Annotated in this window: 15 protein-coding genes; 6 read left to right on the top strand and 9 right to left on the bottom strand. The window is 70.5% G+C overall.

All coding sequences use genetic code 11. From position 1 onward, the window contains the following. Positions 1-31: 31 nt before the first annotated feature. Positions 32-1,141 (bottom strand): acyl-CoA dehydrogenase family protein, encoded by a 1,110-nt coding sequence (locus ACGFJ2_RS41775; protein WP_393477998.1) that lies wholly within the window; start codon positions 1,139-1,141, stop codon positions 32-34. 66 nt (positions 1,142-1,207) lie between these two features. On the opposite strand from ACGFJ2_RS41775, the gene ACGFJ2_RS41770 reads away from it, so the two are divergent. Together ACGFJ2_RS41770 and ACGFJ2_RS41765 are read left to right on the top strand one after the other, a co-directional pair. Then, complete coding sequence (locus ACGFJ2_RS41770) at positions 1,208-2,254, top strand: helix-turn-helix domain-containing protein (protein WP_393477995.1); 1,047 nt, start codon at positions 1,208-1,210, stop codon at positions 2,252-2,254. A 19-nt stretch (positions 2,255-2,273) separates the two neighbouring features. Next, the gene (locus ACGFJ2_RS41765; protein WP_393477993.1) at positions 2,274-3,518 is read left to right on the top strand and encodes a MucR family transcriptional regulator; all 1,245 of its coding nucleotides are present in this window, start codon (positions 2,274-2,276) and stop codon (positions 3,516-3,518) included. Positions 3,519-3,567: 49 nt separating this feature from the next. Here ACGFJ2_RS41765 and ACGFJ2_RS41760 read toward each other — a convergent pair whose 3' ends face one another. Continuing rightward, positions 3,568-4,548 carry an alpha/beta hydrolase gene (locus tag ACGFJ2_RS41760; RefSeq protein WP_358174669.1) on the bottom strand — a complete coding sequence of 327 codons (981 nt, stop codon included), beginning with the start codon at positions 4,546-4,548 and terminating at the stop codon, positions 3,568-3,570. Between the two features lie 259 nt (positions 4,549-4,807). Here ACGFJ2_RS41760 and ACGFJ2_RS41755 point away from each other — a divergent pair, with 259 nt between their 5' ends. Together ACGFJ2_RS41755 and ACGFJ2_RS41750 are read left to right on the top strand one after the other, a co-directional pair. Continuing rightward, on the top strand, positions 4,808-5,674 hold the full coding sequence (locus tag ACGFJ2_RS41755; protein WP_393477989.1) for a LysR family transcriptional regulator: 867 nt from the start codon (positions 4,808-4,810) through the stop codon (positions 5,672-5,674). Positions 5,675-5,721: 47 nt separating this feature from the next. Further along, complete coding sequence (locus ACGFJ2_RS41750; protein ID WP_357946531.1) at positions 5,722-6,327, top strand: VOC family protein; 606 nt, start codon at positions 5,722-5,724, stop codon at positions 6,325-6,327. 71 nt (positions 6,328-6,398) lie between these two features. On the opposite strand, the gene ACGFJ2_RS41745 is transcribed toward ACGFJ2_RS41750, so the two are convergent. The 4 genes from ACGFJ2_RS41745 to ACGFJ2_RS41730 form a co-directional block, all read right to left on the bottom strand. Beyond that, positions 6,399-6,521 carry a hypothetical protein gene (locus ACGFJ2_RS41745; protein ID WP_393477986.1) on the bottom strand — a complete coding sequence of 41 codons (123 nt, stop codon included), beginning with the start codon at positions 6,519-6,521 and terminating at the stop codon, positions 6,399-6,401. 171 nt (positions 6,522-6,692) lie between these two features. Then, positions 6,693-7,280, bottom strand: coding sequence for a hypothetical protein (locus ACGFJ2_RS41740; RefSeq protein WP_393477984.1), 588 nt, complete (start codon positions 7,278-7,280; stop codon positions 6,693-6,695). After that, positions 7,277-7,462, bottom strand: coding sequence for a hypothetical protein (locus ACGFJ2_RS41735; RefSeq protein WP_393477981.1), 186 nt, complete (start codon positions 7,460-7,462; stop codon positions 7,277-7,279). The genes ACGFJ2_RS41740 and ACGFJ2_RS41735 overlap by 4 nt, the downstream gene beginning before the upstream one ends. A 55-nt stretch (positions 7,463-7,517) precedes the next feature. Beyond that, complete coding sequence (locus ACGFJ2_RS41730) at positions 7,518-8,717, bottom strand: helix-turn-helix transcriptional regulator (protein ID WP_393477979.1); 1,200 nt, start codon at positions 8,715-8,717, stop codon at positions 7,518-7,520. Between the two features lie 313 nt (positions 8,718-9,030). On the opposite strand from ACGFJ2_RS41730, the gene ACGFJ2_RS41725 reads away from it, so the two are divergent. Further along, positions 9,031-9,402: a type II toxin-antitoxin system RelE/ParE family toxin gene (locus ACGFJ2_RS41725; RefSeq protein ID WP_393477976.1), complete on the top strand. Its 372-nt coding sequence runs from the start codon at positions 9,031-9,033 to the stop codon at positions 9,400-9,402. After that, complete coding sequence (locus ACGFJ2_RS41720) at positions 9,399-9,758, top strand: helix-turn-helix domain-containing protein (protein ID WP_393477974.1); 360 nt, start codon at positions 9,399-9,401, stop codon at positions 9,756-9,758. Before ACGFJ2_RS41725 ends, ACGFJ2_RS41720 begins: the two co-directional genes overlap by 4 nt. 279 nt (positions 9,759-10,037) lie before the next feature. Here ACGFJ2_RS41720 and ACGFJ2_RS41715 read toward each other — a convergent pair whose 3' ends face one another. The 3 genes from ACGFJ2_RS41715 to ACGFJ2_RS41705 all read right to left on the bottom strand — a co-directional run bounded on the left by ACGFJ2_RS41715 (position 10,038) and on the right by ACGFJ2_RS41705 (position 14,827). Next, positions 10,038-10,814 (bottom strand): ABC transporter ATP-binding protein, encoded by a 777-nt coding sequence (locus tag ACGFJ2_RS41715; protein WP_393477971.1) that lies wholly within the window; start codon positions 10,812-10,814, stop codon positions 10,038-10,040. 63 nt (positions 10,815-10,877) lie between these two features. Further along, a complete protein-coding gene (locus ACGFJ2_RS41710) occupies positions 10,878-13,586 on the bottom strand; it encodes an ATP-binding cassette domain-containing protein (RefSeq protein WP_393477969.1) in 2,709 nt (902 codons plus the stop codon). Then, positions 13,583-14,827, bottom strand: coding sequence for an ABC transporter substrate-binding protein (locus tag ACGFJ2_RS41705; RefSeq protein ID WP_393477967.1), 1,245 nt, complete (start codon positions 14,825-14,827; stop codon positions 13,583-13,585). The genes ACGFJ2_RS41710 and ACGFJ2_RS41705 overlap by 4 nt, the downstream gene beginning before the upstream one ends. Positions 14,828-14,885: the final 58 nt, after the last annotated feature.

Below are 14,885 nucleotides of genomic sequence, written 5' to 3'. Positions count from 1 at the left end.
TTCGTGGAGCCAGAGTGCGTCGGGCTGGAGTTCATCGGGGCAGCCCCAGGACTCGTTCGGCGATGATGTTGCGCTGGATCTCGTTCGTGCCCGCGTAGATGGGCCCCGCCAGCGCGAACAGGAACCCGTCGAGCCACGGCGTCTCCCCCGCCCGCTCGCCGAGCAGCTCCATGGCCAGGGTGTGCATCCGCAGGTCCAGCTCGGACCAGAAGACCTTGCCCATGCTGGACGCGGACCCGATCTCGGCGCCCGACATGAGCCTGCGGGCGGTGGCGAAGGTGTGCAGGCGGTACGCCTCGGCATCGGTCCAGCACCGAACTGCCCGGTCGGCGAGTTCGGGACCCGCGTCACGGGCCAGGTGGACGAGCCGGTCGGCGGTGGCCAGGAAGCGGCCGGGGCTGCGCAGGGCCAGACCGCGTTCGGACGACGTGGTGGCCATCGCGATCCGCCAGCCCTCGCCTGGCGCGCCGAGCACCATCGAGTCAGGTACGAAGACCCCGTCGAAGAACAGCTCGGCGAACCCCGGCAGCCCGTCGAGCTGCGCGATCGGCCGGACCGTCACCTCTTCGGCATCGAGCGGGAACAGGAAGTACGTCAGCCCCCGATGCCGACCCTCCTCCGAGGTACGAAAGAGGCCGAACCCATGCGAGGCGTAGGCGGCGCGGGAGCTCCACGTCTTCTGCCCGTACAGCCGCCAGCCACCGTCCACCCGAGTCGCGCGGGATTTCAGCGCGGCCAGGTCGCTGCCCGCCTCCGGCTCGGACCACGCCTGCGCCCAGACCTCGTCGGCCCTGGCCATCCCAGGGAGCCAGCGCCGTCGCTGTTCCTCCGTGCCGTACGCCATCAGGGTCGGGGCCAGCAGGAAGATCCCGTTCTGGGTGACCCGGCCGGGGGCGCCCGCGGCCCAGTACTCCTCCTCGAAGATCAGCCACTCGATCAGCGAGGCGTTCCGCCCGCCGTACTCCTCCGGCCAGGAGACAGCGGACAGCCGGGCGGAGGCGAGCAGCGCCTCCCACGCGCGATGCGCCTCGAAACCCTCGGGAGTGTCCATCGACGGCAGCCCATCGGGTACGTGCCGGGCCAGCCAGTCGCGAACCTCGGCACGGAATTCCTGCTCGGCCGCGGAGACGTCGAGATCCACAAAGACCAACCTAGCGCACGCTTGGTCACGTCGCCAGATAGCGGTGTTCGGACATACGCTGAAGCGGTGCAAGGACTGCTGCTCCGCCTGTCGACTCTGGACACCGACGCGGAGAGCGCCGTGCGCGTCATCGCCTATTTCGACTCGCTGGTACGCGACCACGTGAGCGTCCCGGTGCTGCTCTCGGCGACCGCCCACCTGACCCAGTGCCCCGTGGGCCTGCTCGACGCCGCCACCGGCAGGGCCACCCGCAGGCACCCCGGCGGTCAGGTCGACCACATCGACCACATCGACCAGCCCGGCACGGTCAGGGAACTGGCCGCCGGTCTCGGCACGGTCTGGATGGAGCGCGAGGGCACCCCGCACGGGCTGGACGAGATCGTCCTCGAACGGTTCGCGGCCGCGGCGGAGGTCACGCTGGAGCGTGCCGTCGCGCTGGCCCGGGAGGGCAGGGACCCGGCGCTGGTGGAGCTGGCGCTGTCGGCGGAGACCGGCGAGGCCGAGCGGGCGCGGGCGCTGCGGCTGCTGGGGTTCGATCCCGCGACGCCGCTGCAGGCGCTGGCCATCGCGGTCCCCGCGGACGAGGGCTTCGCCCTGGTGCCCGGCCTGCGCACGATGGGGCGCCACGTACGCGCGGCCCGGATCGGCGACACGGAGGCGGTGCTGGTGGCCTCCGCGCTGCCACGCCTGCCCGACTCGGCCCGGGTCGGCATCGGTCCCGAACTGCCCGGTTCGCGGGTGGCCGAGTCATGGGCGGGCGCGCGTACAGCGCTGCGCTTCACCGGCCCGCAGGACCGCGTGGTGCGCTGGACCGAGCTGGGCGCGCTGGCCCTCTACGCCGACGTGCCGGACGCGGCGATCGCCGAGCTGGCCGACGTGCGGTCGATGGAGCGGCTCGGCGACGAGGGCCGCACGGCCGTGCGGGCGCTCTGCGCCGAGGGCTCGGTACGCCGGGCCGCCACCGTCCTGCACCTGCACCACAGCTCGATGGCCGTACGGATCGCACGGGCGGAGTCGGCCCTGGGCTTCTCCCTCGCCGACTCCGCCGGGCGCCTCCGCGCCCACCTGGCCCTGGCTCTTGTACGGCTGCGCGCCAACGGCGAAACAGGATGATCTTCAGGAGTGGGACCGGGTGACCAAGAACCAGAACGGCCGGCCAGGACACTGGATCCCGCCCGGCAAGCCCACCGACGTCCCACCGGGCGTGCAACCGGAGTCCGAAGGCAAGCTCCTCTGCCTGGAATGCGGCCTGTGGTTCAAGCAGCTCGGCCAGCATGTCGTGGCGAAACACGACATGTCAGCCGATGACTACCGGCGCGTCCATGAGCTGCCGCGCGGCTTCGGCCTGCACTCCACCCCGGTCAAGGCGGTCCGCAGGCAGGCGCAGCGCGCCAAGTGGGACACCGACCCGGAGTTCCGGGCCCAGCTGCGCCCCAAACGCTCCCGGGAAGAGCTGGCCGAGCTGTCGAAGGCGGCCGGGCGGGACTCTTTGAGCCGCGCGGGCGTACGGGCCGCGCGGCGCACCGGCGGAACCGTGGTCAAGTACGGCCATCTGGGGACCGCGGCGCGCAAGGCCAAGCTCGCGGCCGAGGTCGCCGAGCGGTGCCGGGCAGCGGGGTACGTCAGCATCGAGCAGCTCTTCACCCGCCACCCGGAGCTGACCAACCAGGAGATCGCCTCCATGCTGGGCATCTCGAAGGGCCGGGTCTACAAGCTGCGACGGCGGCTGGGATTCGAGGCGCCCGGCCGCTGGGCCAAGGACTATGTCGTGAAAAATCCGGCGCTGCTCCCGGCGATCCCGGCCGACGAGCTCGCGGCCGTGCCGCACGGCACGCAGCCCACCCGCAACGGTCACCTGCTGTGCCTGGAGTGCGGGCGCTGGTTCAAGACCCTGGTCCAGCACGTGTCGGTGATGCACGGCGTCAAGATGGCCGACTACCTGGCCCGGCACGGAATCGACCCGCATGAGACACGGGCCCGTGAGCTCGGGTACGCCTCGCTCACCGACCTGCTCACCGCCACCGCCGACTGGAACGGCACCGACCTGGCCGAACTGCTGGGCGTCACCCAGCGCAAGACCCGTGAGCTGCGCCACCGGCACGGCTTCACCCCACCGAGGGGGGCGCGGCCGGTCGGCTTCGTGCCCCGGACGCCGCGCCCCCATCCACCGCTGTCGGCGGCCGAGCTGGCCGCGGTGCCGTACGGCCGGCAACCCGAACGAGACGGCCAGCTCGTGTGCCTGGAGTGCGGTACGTGGACCCGCGGCCTGGCCGCGCACGCCGTGGCCAAGCACCAGATCGGCGCGGCGGACTACCGTGCCCGCCACGGCCTGCCCTCCGACCTGAAACTCCACCGACGCCCGACCTCGACTCCGTAACCGCCCACCGCCCAGCCGCGAACCGTCCTAACGGAACGCCACGCCGCGATCAGCCACCCTGCGAGCCGTCCTGCCGGTACGCCCGCTGGAGCGCCGCCAGCCGAGCCGCCCGCGCCCGCCTGCTCAACTCCGTGTCCGGGATCAGTCCGTCAGACCCATGGAAGGCACCCGGGTAGAGGTGGAACTCCGTCGAAACCCCGGCCTGGACCAACCGCTGCACATAGTCGATGCACTCGTCCCTGAACACCTCCAGCTCGCCCACGTCCACGAACGTCGGCGGCAGCCCGGACAGGTCCGTGGCCCGTGCCGGCGCGGCATAGGGAGAGACATCCTCGGTCCCCGCCTTGTCACCGAGCAGGGCCTTCCATCCGAACAGGTTCGCGGCCCGGTTCCAGACCACCGCCTCCGCGAACTCGTGGCTGGACGGCGTGATGTTGCGGTCGTCGAGCATCGGGCAGACCAGCAGCTGGAACGAGATGTCAGGGCCGCCCCGGTCGCGGGCCAGCAACACGGTGGCCCCGGCGAGCCCGCCACCCGCGCTCGCCCCGCCCACAGCCAGCCGGGCCGGGTCGATGCCGAGGTCGCCGGTGTTCTTGGCGGTCCACACCAGTCCGGCGTAGCAGTCCTCGACCGGCGCCGGATGCGGGTTGTCGGGCGCGAGCCGGTAGTCCACGGAGACGATCACGACGCCGAGCTGCTCGGCGAACCCGATCATCATGAGGTCGTCCATGTCCGGCGTGCCGACGATCATGCCGCCGCCGTGGATCCAGTACAGGCCGGGCCGGCCGGTGTCCGTCCCCGGCTTCCGGTAGATCCGCAGCCGTATGTCGGGCGCGCCTTCGGGCCCCGGCACGTACCGGTCCTCGATGACGACCTCGGTGTCCGGTCTGGGGGCGGCCGCGAGCATGGCGTTGATCTGCGCCCGGTGCCCGCTGAGATCGAGCGCCGGGTCGCTGAGATCCGTCGACGGCATGACCAACTGGTCGAGCGCCGCCCTCAGCTCCGGGTCGAGATTGGGATGAAGTGCCATGTAGCTTCCCTCCACGAGATCTCACCGTACGTCTCGATGATGGAAGGGCGGCGACAGGGGGACAACCGCCAAGCGGCGGCGTTTCCCCCTCCTCTGCCCGCCAACCGGTCAGCCCAGCAGCTCCACGACCCGTTCGGCCGGCGGAGCCGCGCTGGCCGGGTTCTGCCCGGCGGCCAGGCGGCCGTCCACGACCACCCGCTCCTCGAAGCGCCATCAGCCACAAATAGCTTTACCCGCCCCAATCCATCAGAATACTGATATGTCCCTCTCGCTCGACCTGCTCAGGACCTTTCTCACGGTCCACAGGACCGGCTCCATCACGGCCGCCGCGCAGACGCTCGGGCTGTCGCAGCCCGCGGTGACCGCGCAGGTCAAAGCGCTGGAGGTGGCGCTGGACCGGCCGCTGTTCGACCGGCTGCCGCGCGGCGTCGCGCCCACGGCCGCCGCCGACGAGCTGGCCCGCCGGGTGGCCGCCTCGCTGGACGCGCTGGACTCGGTCGTGGACAGCGAGCTGCCGTCCAGCGGGGCGGTCCATCTGGGAGGCCCTGCCGAGTTCCTCTCGGAGGTGGTGATCCCGCTACTCGCGCCGCTGGTGCGCGACGGGTTGCGGCTGCGCACCACGTTCGGGCTGTCCGACGGCCTGCTCGCCGATCTGGCGGCCGGACGGCTCGACCTGGTGGTGTCCACGATCCGGCCGCGCGTCCGGGGCGTCCAGGCGGAGCCCGCGTACGACGAGGAGTTCCTGCTGGTGGCCAGTCCCGAACTGGCCGCGCAGGAGGCTTGCGGGACCAGGCCGCTGATCGCCTACGCCGAGGACCTGCCCATCGTGCGCCGCTACTGGCGGACGGTCTTCGGCAAGCGGCCGTCGATGGCCGCGCAGGTGGTGATCCCAGACCTGCGGGGAGTGCTGAACGCGGTGCGGGCCGGGATGGGCGTCTCCGTCCTGCCCGCGTACCTGTGCCGGGCCGATGTGGCGGCGGGCCGGCTGGTCACGCTCGCGCAGCCGGAGCTGGCGCCGATCAACACCGGTTATCTCGCGGTCCGCTCGGGCGGGCTGGCCAGGGCCGCCGTCGCCAGGGTGCACGCGCATCTGCTGGCGGCACTCAAATCAGCCCCCGCTTACTGACACGAGGCCTCATAGCCAGCGATAGTTGAAAGGCGTACGGTCAACGTATGGCTGAAAACCCCGAAACAGTGCATTGGCGGGGTGTGCACCACCTCGCCCTGGTGACTGCGGACATGGACGCCACTGTGCGCTTCTGGCACGGCGTGCTCGACGCCCGTCTCGTCACCACGCTGGCGATCCCCGCGTTCAAGCACTACTTCTTCGAGGTGGCGCCGGGTAACACCGTCGCCTTCTTCGAATACACCGGGCAGGAGCTCGACAGCTTCGCCAAGCCCGCCGGCGTCCCCTACGCCAAGGCCGCCCAGTTCGACCACCTGTCGCTGCACCTGCCCGATGAGGACGCCCTGGTCAGGCTGCGTGACCGGCTCAAGGCGCACGCCTGCGAGGTCACCGACGTGATCGACCACGGCTTCCTGCGGTCGATCTACTTCAGCGACCCCAACGGCATCGCGCTGGAAGCCTCCTGGTGGACGATCGACCCCACCGGCCGGCCGGTCGACTACGCGGACGAGCGCCTGTTCGCCGACCCTGACCCGGTGCCGGCCGTACGGGAGCTGCGCGAGAACGGGCGGCTGGACCACACGGTCAGCACCCGACTGGTGGACGGAATCATCGAGGACCTCCGGCGTGAGGGGATCACCCTGGAGCCCTGACCTCGGCGAAGAGGACCGGCCGACCGCGACGGCCTCGGGGCTCTCGCCCTGGGCGAGAAGCACGCTCGTGATCAGCGTCTGGTGGCGCGCCCCCACACCCAGCTCAGCCAGTCCCAGCCGAGCAGGCCGCACACGATGATCACGGCGCCGACGCCTACGGATAGACCGAGGGCGGACAGCATCGGCAGGTCCATTCGAAGGTCCTAAGAGGGGTTGTCAGAGGGGGCCTCCGCCACCGTCCCTGCAGATCCGGACGGAGACCCCGCGACCCCGGCGAGACCGTCGCAGTGACGTACGGCGGGCCGCAGGGGCATGAAGACCCGGCCCTTGCTGTCGAGGGGGCAAAGGGGCAAGGGCCGGGCTGTCTATGAGGTCCGTTCGGGCAGCAGGTTCGATACGTGCACGATCAGGGCCCTGGCAAACGTGAACTCCAGCGCGGAGAGATCGGTCAGTGGGACGTCCTTGAACGTCGGCCAGCCGGAGGCGGAGAAGACGAGCCCCTTCACACCCCACGGCTCGTAGTCGGGCGAGGTATAGACATGGGCTTCGCGCTGGAGATACGGGCAGGTGGTCCGCGCCTCTGGGATGCACCGCAGGCATGTCGGAGGCTTGCTGAGGCAACCGGACGTGGCCGGTAGCTCCTCGTGGAACACCCAGGACAGGCGCCCTGTGCCCGGATCCATCGCAGGGCCTTCGCACACCTGGCAGAGCCGGTGCAGCATGCATTCCCGCTGCCGGAGAGTGTGCATCTCCTTGTAGTTGACCTTCCCGCGTCGAGCGCACTTCTGCCGGGCCCACAGCACGCCCATAACCCAGTCGCTCGCCGCCGGGTCGGCGTATGACAGCCGACGCCCGTTCAGCGCCCAGACATCGTGGATGACGGCAAGGTTGAGCGCGACGGTTTCGACCTCGTAGGCGACAACGTACGGCACCCGGATGGCGGTCGTGGTCATGCCGCATCGCCGCCGTCCACGTACGCCATGACCAGGTTGAGCAGTCCGCCGCTCGACATGGGGCGCGGCGCCTGGTCGGGCAGGACGCGGCCGGAGTCGAGGTGCGTCACCGGGAAACAGCCACGGTCCTGCTCGACAATGTCGCAGCCCGGGACGTACGGGGAGTCAGCACTGGAGGCCATGTCACGGAACGTTAAGGTGCGTTCACGCCCTGGTGTTTCCTCGCGGAAACCGACGTCAGATGAGGTTCATACGCCATGCCAGGCCGCGCAGGTCACGCCCCCCATCCCGCTCCAGCAAGTCGAGAACAAGCTCTCTGAGCAGCGGATGACTGTGAACCTGCGCCGGGGATAGCCGTTCCGCCTTTCGCAGCTCGCGCACGGCGTCGATGTTGCGGTCGAGCATGACGTGCGCGCGAGCCTTCTCCATGAGCAGCGCGGCACGACGGTTGTCGGACGCCAGGGCGCGCGGGTTGACGTTCCCCGCATGAGTCAGCGCCTCGCCGGGGCGGCCGGCCTCGACCGCGAGCGTGGTCCGCCATACTCCGACATTGGCCACGCCGAACAGCTCGAACGCGTCAGGCGCGTCCCCGAGCGGTTCGGCGAGCCGCGCGGCTTCGGCCGCCTGATCGGCCGCGCCGTCGTGGTCTCCCCGCACTTCGCAGGCAAGGGCGGAGCTGAGCCGGAGCATGCCGTGTACCTGGTGCGCGAACGGGTCGTCGCCGATGTGCGGCTCTACGTCATCGGCGATGCGCGACACCATCATCAGCGGCTTGGGCTTGCTGGCCGAGCTGCGGGCGTGCGCCCGACCGTAGGCGGCGGCTCCCCGCCATACCGGATCGCCGAGCAGGTCGGCCGCCTGCTGGCCGCGCTCACCGCTCAGATACGCCAGGTTCACCTCTCCCAAGTGCCGCAGCATGCACGACGCTTCGGACCCGCACGCGAGGATCAGCAGCTTGAGGGCCTCGCTTCTCGCTGGTTCGGAACCGGTCGCGACATGAACGTACAGCTCCCCGATCAGGTCGGGCAGGAGCCTCGTCATCGTCGCGTACTCGGCTCGCCGGAAGGCGGCATCCACCTCCTCCAACATGGTGCGCAGGTCCTCGACCGGCCGGGCGGGCACGTCGGGTGGATCGTCTGGCGCCGAGTCCATGAGCAGGCGCTGCAATGGCATGAGGTTGTACCCACGCCCCTCGGGCCGGACTCCGGGCGCCGGGGCCCCCATCAGGTGATCCGCTGACACCTCCAGGGCTTCGGCGAGGGCGGCGATGTCGGAGCGCTTTTCGAGCCGGATCTTGCCGTTCTCGATCTTGCTCAGCCATCCCTTGGAGTGGCCGACGAGACCGGCGATCGCGTCTATCGATGAACCTCGGGCACGGCGGGCGGCGCGCACGTTCGCGCCAATGCGCCGCGCTCCGTCGTCACTGGAGCGGGACATGGCCTGACCTCGGGAGAAGTTCCATCAGCACTGCCCACCGTACGCTCTGCGTGAGCGCCCTGGGCAGGGACCGTACGCCCCCGCGGCCGATGATGGGGCCAGCCGGGAAGCCCGATATTGCCGACGAATTTCAGGCGCAGAACACTAGCAAACGATCGGCAGGGCCAACTATCGCCTCAGCTAGGCCAAGGGCGCAGCTGAGCGCCTAGCGGCCGACCTAGGATAACAACCAAGATCGAAGAGCAGACGCGGAGCCAGGCCTGGCACTCATCAACGCCACGAGTTACCATCGAGTGCATATACTATTGATGGTATGCCTCAGTGGGAGATCGACCTAGAGCCGGAGGTGGAGTCTTGGCTGGACGGACTTTCTTTTCCGCTCTACCAGCGGGTTATGCGAAACGTGGACGACTACCTCGCCACTGGTGGCATCCCTGATGGGGATCACGTAAAGAAGCTGAAGGATGCGGAAGGTGTGCACGAGTTGCGTGTTGCTCTTGACCGCACGACCTGGCGGTTGACCTTCTGGAAGCCATCCAGCAAGGTGATCGTGATCCTGACGGTCTTCCGCAAGACACAGGATGGGACGCAGACCGCCGACATCGACCGAGCGATCGCTGCCAAGAAGCGGTGTGAGGCAGAGCACGACCTAACCACCACGCACGTGTTCGAGAGGAGCGCATGATGGGTCACAGCCGTTGGGAAACCTACAAGGCGAAGCGTCTGCGCGAGATGGAAGCGGATGCGCAGTCCCACTCCGAATACGAGCAGGCGGGCCGTGACCTGGAGCTCGGCGACCAGCTGCGTGAGATCCGTAAGCGCCGAGGCTTGTCTCAGAAGATCGTAGCGGAGCGCTCTGGGATGTCCCAGCCCGCCCTGTCTCGCATCGAGGGCGGTGGCGGCATTCCGGATATAGCGACACTGCTGCGCCTCGGTGCAGCAATGGGGGTTCGGTTCCGCGTCGAGCTCGTCGTCGACGACGACGACACCACTGAAATCGAGCCTCTAACGGTGCATCACCGACAGCCCGCGAACGCATAAGTTGCAGGCGGCCACTTCGAGGCTCAGTCCGTTGGCGTCCGCTACTCCTTCCGAGGAGCGGTCTTCAGCCGCGACAGGCTTGTTCGAGAGTCGGCGTCAGGGGAACGAAGAGAGGCCCAGTTCTAACGACAACCCACGCCTGTTCGTGTGGAAAAAGACCGCGGACGAGATCCTCGAATCCCTCGCCCGATATTGCCGACGAATTTCAGGCGCAGGACACTAGCCGAACGACAGTCCTGCACGGTTTAGCTGTCCTCATTCTCAATGAGGAGAATCATTTCAGCCCAGGTAGGCGGCCCGCACCACGGGGTCGTCGCGTACTTGCGCCGGGGTGCCGGTGGCGATGACCCGGCCGAGGTCCAGGACGACGAGCCGGTCACAGGTGTCCATGACGAAGCCCATGTCGTGCTCGACCAGCAGCACCGTGGTGTCCAGCGCGGCGACGACCGCGCGCAGCCGTACCGTCTGGTCCGCGTCCAGTCCCGAGGTGGGCTCGTCGAGCAGCAGCAGGCGCGGCCGGTCGGCGATGGCGCGGGCCAGCTCGACGAGCCTGCGCTGGCCGACGGGCAGCGCGGCGGCGTAGGCGTCGCGCTGCGCGGCCAGCCCGCACAGCTCCAGCACCTCGGCCACGCGCGCCCGCCGCTCGCGTTCGAGCCGCCGCCGCGCGGGCAGGCCGGTCAGGTCGGCCATCAGGCCGCCCCCGCCGCCGTGCCACTCGAGCGCCGCCAGCACGTTGTCGGCCACGGTGAGCCGCCCGAAGACCTGCGTCCGCTGGAAGGTACGGCGAACGCCCGCGCGAGCCCTCCTGACCGACGGCATCATGGTCACGTCGGCGCCCGCCACGCGCACCCGGCCGCCGCTCGGCCGGCGCAGCCCCGAGACCACGTCGAACAGCGTCGTCTTGCCCGCCCCGTTCGGCCCGATCACCCCGCAGACCTGCCCCGCGGGCACCTCGAACGTCACCGCGTCCAGCGCCGTGACCCCGCCGAACGCCACCGACACGTCCCGCACGGCCAGCATCACGTCGGCACGCTCGGCGTCCCGCACGACGGACATCACCTCACCCCCAGGTAATCGGTACGCGCGGGCGACATCACGTCACCCCCAAGTAAACGGACATCACGTCACTCCCAGGTAGGCGGCGGTCAGGCGGTCGCCGTCCACCTCGGCGCGCGGCCCGGCCCACACGACGTGGCCGAGCCGCATGAAGGCGACCCGATCGGCGATCGCCAGCGCCTCGGTGGCCTTCTCCTCGACCAGCAGCAGCGCCACCCCGCGCTCCCGCAGCTCGGCGAACACCTCGAACACCTGCCGTACGATCAGCGGCGCCAGGCCCAGTGACGGCTCGTCGGCGATCAGCACCCTGGGCGGCCGGGCCAGCGCGGGGGCGAGGGTGAGAAGCTGCTGCTCGCCGCCGGACAGCGCGCCGGCGAGCACCGTACGACGGGCCGCGAGCTGGGGCATCCGCTCGTAGACGGCGTCGGGCTCGGCCAGCCAGGTACGCAGGTTCTCCTCCACGGTGAGTCCGGGGAACACCCCTCGCCCCTCGGGAGCCAGCAGCACGCCCGCCCGGGCCCGGCGGTGGGCCGGCCAGGCGGTGACGTCGACGCCGTCGAGCAGCACCCGTCCGGCGGACACCGGCCGATCGCCGGCCGCGACGGCGCAGGTGGTCGACTTGCCCGCGCCGTTGGCGCCCAGCAGCGCCACCACCTCACCGGGCCGCACGTCGAGATCCACGCCCCGCAGGACCGTGCAGTCGGCGTACCCCGCCACCACCCCGTCGAGCCGGAACAGCGCCTCCGGGACGGGCGCGGCGGACGCGTTCGGGGCGCCGGTCGCGGCGGACACGGCGGACGCGCTCGGGGCGACGGACGCGGCCGGAGAGACCGGCGCGGCAGACACGCGCGGAGAGACGGACACGGGTAGTGCGGTGGCGGATGTGGCCCGCGCCTGACGCCGCCGGTGACGGGACTCGGCGAGCTGGGCCAGCACCCCGTCCGGATGCTTGGCCAGGATCATCCCCCCGGCCCCGAACAGAATGGCCCCCACCTGCGCCGACACCCCCCACGTGGCCAGCAGCTCAGGCACCGCCACGGCCACGAGCCCGCCCAGCACGGCCCCGCCGATCCGCCGTACCCCCTGAAGCACCACCACGGCCAGCCAGACGAACCCGGAGAAGGCCGGCAGGTCGGTGGCGGTGATGGACCCCTTGGACACGGCGAACAGCACGCCGCCCAGCCCCGCGATGGCCGAGGCCAGCGCGAACAGCACGATCTTGGCCCGCGGCCCCGACAGCCCCGAGGTGGTCGCCGCGGCCGGAGCCGAGCGGACCGCCAGGATCGCCCGCCCGGACGCCGATCGTTCGAGGTTGCGCACCAGCAGCCCGACCAGCCCGATCAGCGCGAGCAGCAGCACCACCCGCACGCGTGGATCCGAGGTGTCGGCGAACCCGAAGCCGAGCGCCGGCAGTGCCCAGCCGATCGTCCCGTTGCTGAAGGCGTCCACCTGGAACAGCACCTGGTCGGCCAGCAGGGCCAGCGCCAGCGTGGCCAGCGTGAGGACCCGCCCGCCGAGCCGGAGCGCGGGCAGCGCCACCAGCATGCCCACCGCGCCGGCCGCCAGTACCCCGACCACGATCGCCGCGAACAGCGGCCACCCGGCCGAGAACGCCCACCCGCAGGTCAGTGCCGCCATGGAGGCGAAGGCGGCCTGGGCCAGGTTCACCATGCCGCCGATTCCGGTCACCACCACGAACGAGCAGAAGATCAGCGCCAGCACGAGGCCCTGGGCGGCCAGGCCCACGTAATACTCGGAACCGGCGAAGGTGAAGCCGAGCAGCGCCGCCAGCCCGGCCACCCACGGCAGCCGCCGTCGCCACAGCGGCACGCCCGCCAGGTGGTCGGGCGGCGGCGCGTCCTCGGCCGCGCTCCCGGCCACCCGTTCGCGCGACCGGTTCAGCAGCACCAGCCCGGCGAACAGCAGGATGACCGGCACCGCCGTCCGCAGCCCGGTGATCTCCTGGAGGAAGTCGGTGTATCCGGCGACCAGGTTCTGCACCACGCCGAGCGCCAGCCCGGCGGCGAACGTCCACGGGATGGACCGCAGCCGCCCGAACACCGCGGCCGTCGCCGAGGCGAACAGCAGCACGGTGTAGGCGGTGGCGTCCAGCCCGAGCACCGGTACGGCCAGCACCCCGGCGAGTCCCGCCAGCCCCGACCCGAGCATCCAGGCCAGGGCCGAGGTGGCGTCCACGTCGATGCCGCGTAGCGTGGCCAGCCGCCGCCGGTCGACGGAGGCCCGCATGCGCAGCCCGTACGGCGTGTGCCGCATGAACGCCCACAGCCCGAGAGCCGCCACCGCCGAGAAGCAGAACGTGATGAGCTGGTCGGTGTCGAGTCGCGCGCCGAGCACCTCGAAGCCGAGCGCCGGATGCGGCCCGAGTCCGCGCGGCAGCGTCGTGCCGTCGACGCTCGGCAGCCCGAGCAGGTCCACGACGAGCAGGCCGAGCGCGGGCAGCGCGATCGTCAGGCCGATCGTGCCGACGATCTGCGCGGTCTCCCCCGCCTGGGCCAGCCCCCTGAACATGGCCAGGTGCAGCAGGTAGCCCAGCGCGGGCGCGAACACCCCGGCGGCCAGCAGTCCGGCGAGCCAGGCGGGCAGCCCCGCGGCCAGGTTGAGCTGGTAGAACACCAGCGCGGCCAGAAACCCGACGGCGCCGTGGGCGAAGTTGAACACCCCGGTCGCCGCGTACGACAGCGTCAGGCCGGACCCCATGACGGCGAAGATCGCCCCGGTGACCAGGCCGCTGAGCAGGTAGCCAAGGATCATTTGAGCGGCACGTTGTCGAAGCACTTCATGCTCTTGGCCACCTGGAAGGCGCCGCCCTCCAGCTTGACCAGGGCGCCACAGCCGTTCGGCTCATTGTGGTCCTTGGGGTACTGGACCCGGCCGAAGCCGGCGTTCTCGTAGGTGTACGAGCCGTTGCCGATGGCCAAGAACTTCTCCCTGGTCAGGTCCTTGCCGGTCTTTTTCAGCATGTCGAGGAAGATGTCGGCCGCCCAGTAGCCGATGGCCATGTGCTGGGTCAGCGTGGCGCCGGGCGACACCTTCTCGACGTCGGCCTTGAACGCGGCGATCTCCGGCGCGGTCGACTCGAACGGCTCGAACATCGGCGCGGCCACCACGCCCTCCAGCGCCTGCGCGCTGGCCGGGTCCTTCAGGATGGCCGGGTCGTAGCTGGTGGCGTCGGTCAGCACGCCCTTGTAGCCGGCCCGTTTCAGCGCCGAGTAGAGGCCCACGTTGAACTTGGTGCCGGCGATGATCGACACCAGGACGTCGGGCGCCTTGCCGCCGTTGGACGTCATGATCTTGTTGACGTACGGCAGCCAGTCGGGCGGCGGCGCTGCGGCGGGCAGCCCGGAGTTGAGCCCGACCTGCTTGAACCCCGCCGCCTGGAACGACTGCGAGATCGTGGTGCCGCCGTACTTGCTGCCGCTGGAGTCGGTGGTCTGCACGTACACGGTCTTGCCGCTCGCACCGCCGAGCAGGTCGGCCATCTGGCTGCCCCACCAGGTCTGCGAGCCCGCGCCCTTCTTGGGCGCCAGGCAGCCGCTGTAGCCGAACCCGGTCTTCGTGCCGCACCACTGCGGCCCGGTCGCCCAGCCGAACCACGGCACGCCCTGCTGCTCCAGGAAGGCGGCCCCGCCGAAGTTGGGCGCGTGCACCGGCACCAGCGCGAACACCTGGTCCTTCTGCACGAGCTTCTTGGCCGCGGCGTCGCCCTTGGCCGCGTCCTGCCCGTCGTCCTCCGCGCCGACGAACTCGATCTTCCGCCCGTTGACGCCGCCTTCGGCGTTGGCCCGTTCGAACCTGGCCTTCGCCCCGATCTCGGCGTCCTTGGTGGAGTAGCCGCTGGCGCTGGTCTTGGTGAGCACCCCGCCGACCTTCACGCTCGTGTCGGTCACGCCCGCCGTGCCACCGCCGGCGCTCTTCTGCTGGGCCGCGCACCCTGCCAGCAGCGCTACCGCCAGCATCACCGCCGCGGCCCGCCGTTGATGTCGTCGCACCATCGTTCTCACCTTTGTACGGCAAGGCGCGCAGCCGCTTTGGCCTAGCGCTCGCTTGGTT

It is taken from the genome of Nonomuraea sp. NPDC049028, from assembly GCF_043197735.1.
GTDB lineage: Bacteria > Actinomycetota > Actinomycetes > Streptosporangiales > Streptosporangiaceae > Nonomuraea.
This window is presented reverse-complemented; position numbering and strand designations above follow the sequence as displayed.

Excerpts from the sequence above, each read along its gene's own strand:
- ACGFJ2_RS41755 (WP_393477989.1), top strand. The coding sequence starts at position 4,808 with ATGTCCCTCTCGCTCGACCTGCTCAGGACCTTTCTCACGGTCCACAGG.
- ACGFJ2_RS41715 (WP_393477971.1), bottom strand. The coding sequence starts at position 10,814 with ATGTCCGTCGTGCGGGACGCCGAGCGTGCCGACGTGATGCTGGCCGTG.
- ACGFJ2_RS41750 (WP_357946531.1), top strand. The coding sequence starts at position 5,722 with ATGGCTGAAAACCCCGAAACAGTGCATTGGCGGGGTGTGCACCACCTC.
- ACGFJ2_RS41745 (WP_393477986.1), bottom strand. The coding sequence starts at position 6,521 with ATGGACCTGCCGATGCTGTCCGCCCTCGGTCTATCCGTAGGCGTCGGC.
- ACGFJ2_RS41725 (WP_393477976.1), top strand. The coding sequence starts at position 9,031 with ATGCCTCAGTGGGAGATCGACCTAGAGCCGGAGGTGGAGTCTTGGCTG.
- ACGFJ2_RS41740 (WP_393477984.1), bottom strand. The coding sequence starts at position 7,280 with ATGACCACGACCGCCATCCGGGTGCCGTACGTTGTCGCCTACGAGGTC.
- ACGFJ2_RS41705 (WP_393477967.1), bottom strand. The coding sequence starts at position 14,827 with ATGGTGCGACGACATCAACGGCGGGCCGCGGCGGTGATGCTGGCGGTA.
- ACGFJ2_RS41735 (WP_393477981.1), bottom strand. The coding sequence starts at position 7,462 with ATGGCCTCCAGTGCTGACTCCCCGTACGTCCCGGGCTGCGACATTGTC.
- ACGFJ2_RS41710 (WP_393477969.1), bottom strand. The coding sequence starts at position 13,586 with ATGATCCTTGGCTACCTGCTCAGCGGCCTGGTCACCGGGGCGATCTTC.
- ACGFJ2_RS41720 (WP_393477974.1), top strand. The coding sequence starts at position 9,399 with ATGATGGGTCACAGCCGTTGGGAAACCTACAAGGCGAAGCGTCTGCGC.
- ACGFJ2_RS41760 (WP_358174669.1), bottom strand. The coding sequence starts at position 4,548 with ATGGCACTTCATCCCAATCTCGACCCGGAGCTGAGGGCGGCGCTCGAC.
- ACGFJ2_RS41730 (WP_393477979.1), bottom strand. The coding sequence starts at position 8,717 with ATGTCCCGCTCCAGTGACGACGGAGCGCGGCGCATTGGCGCGAACGTG.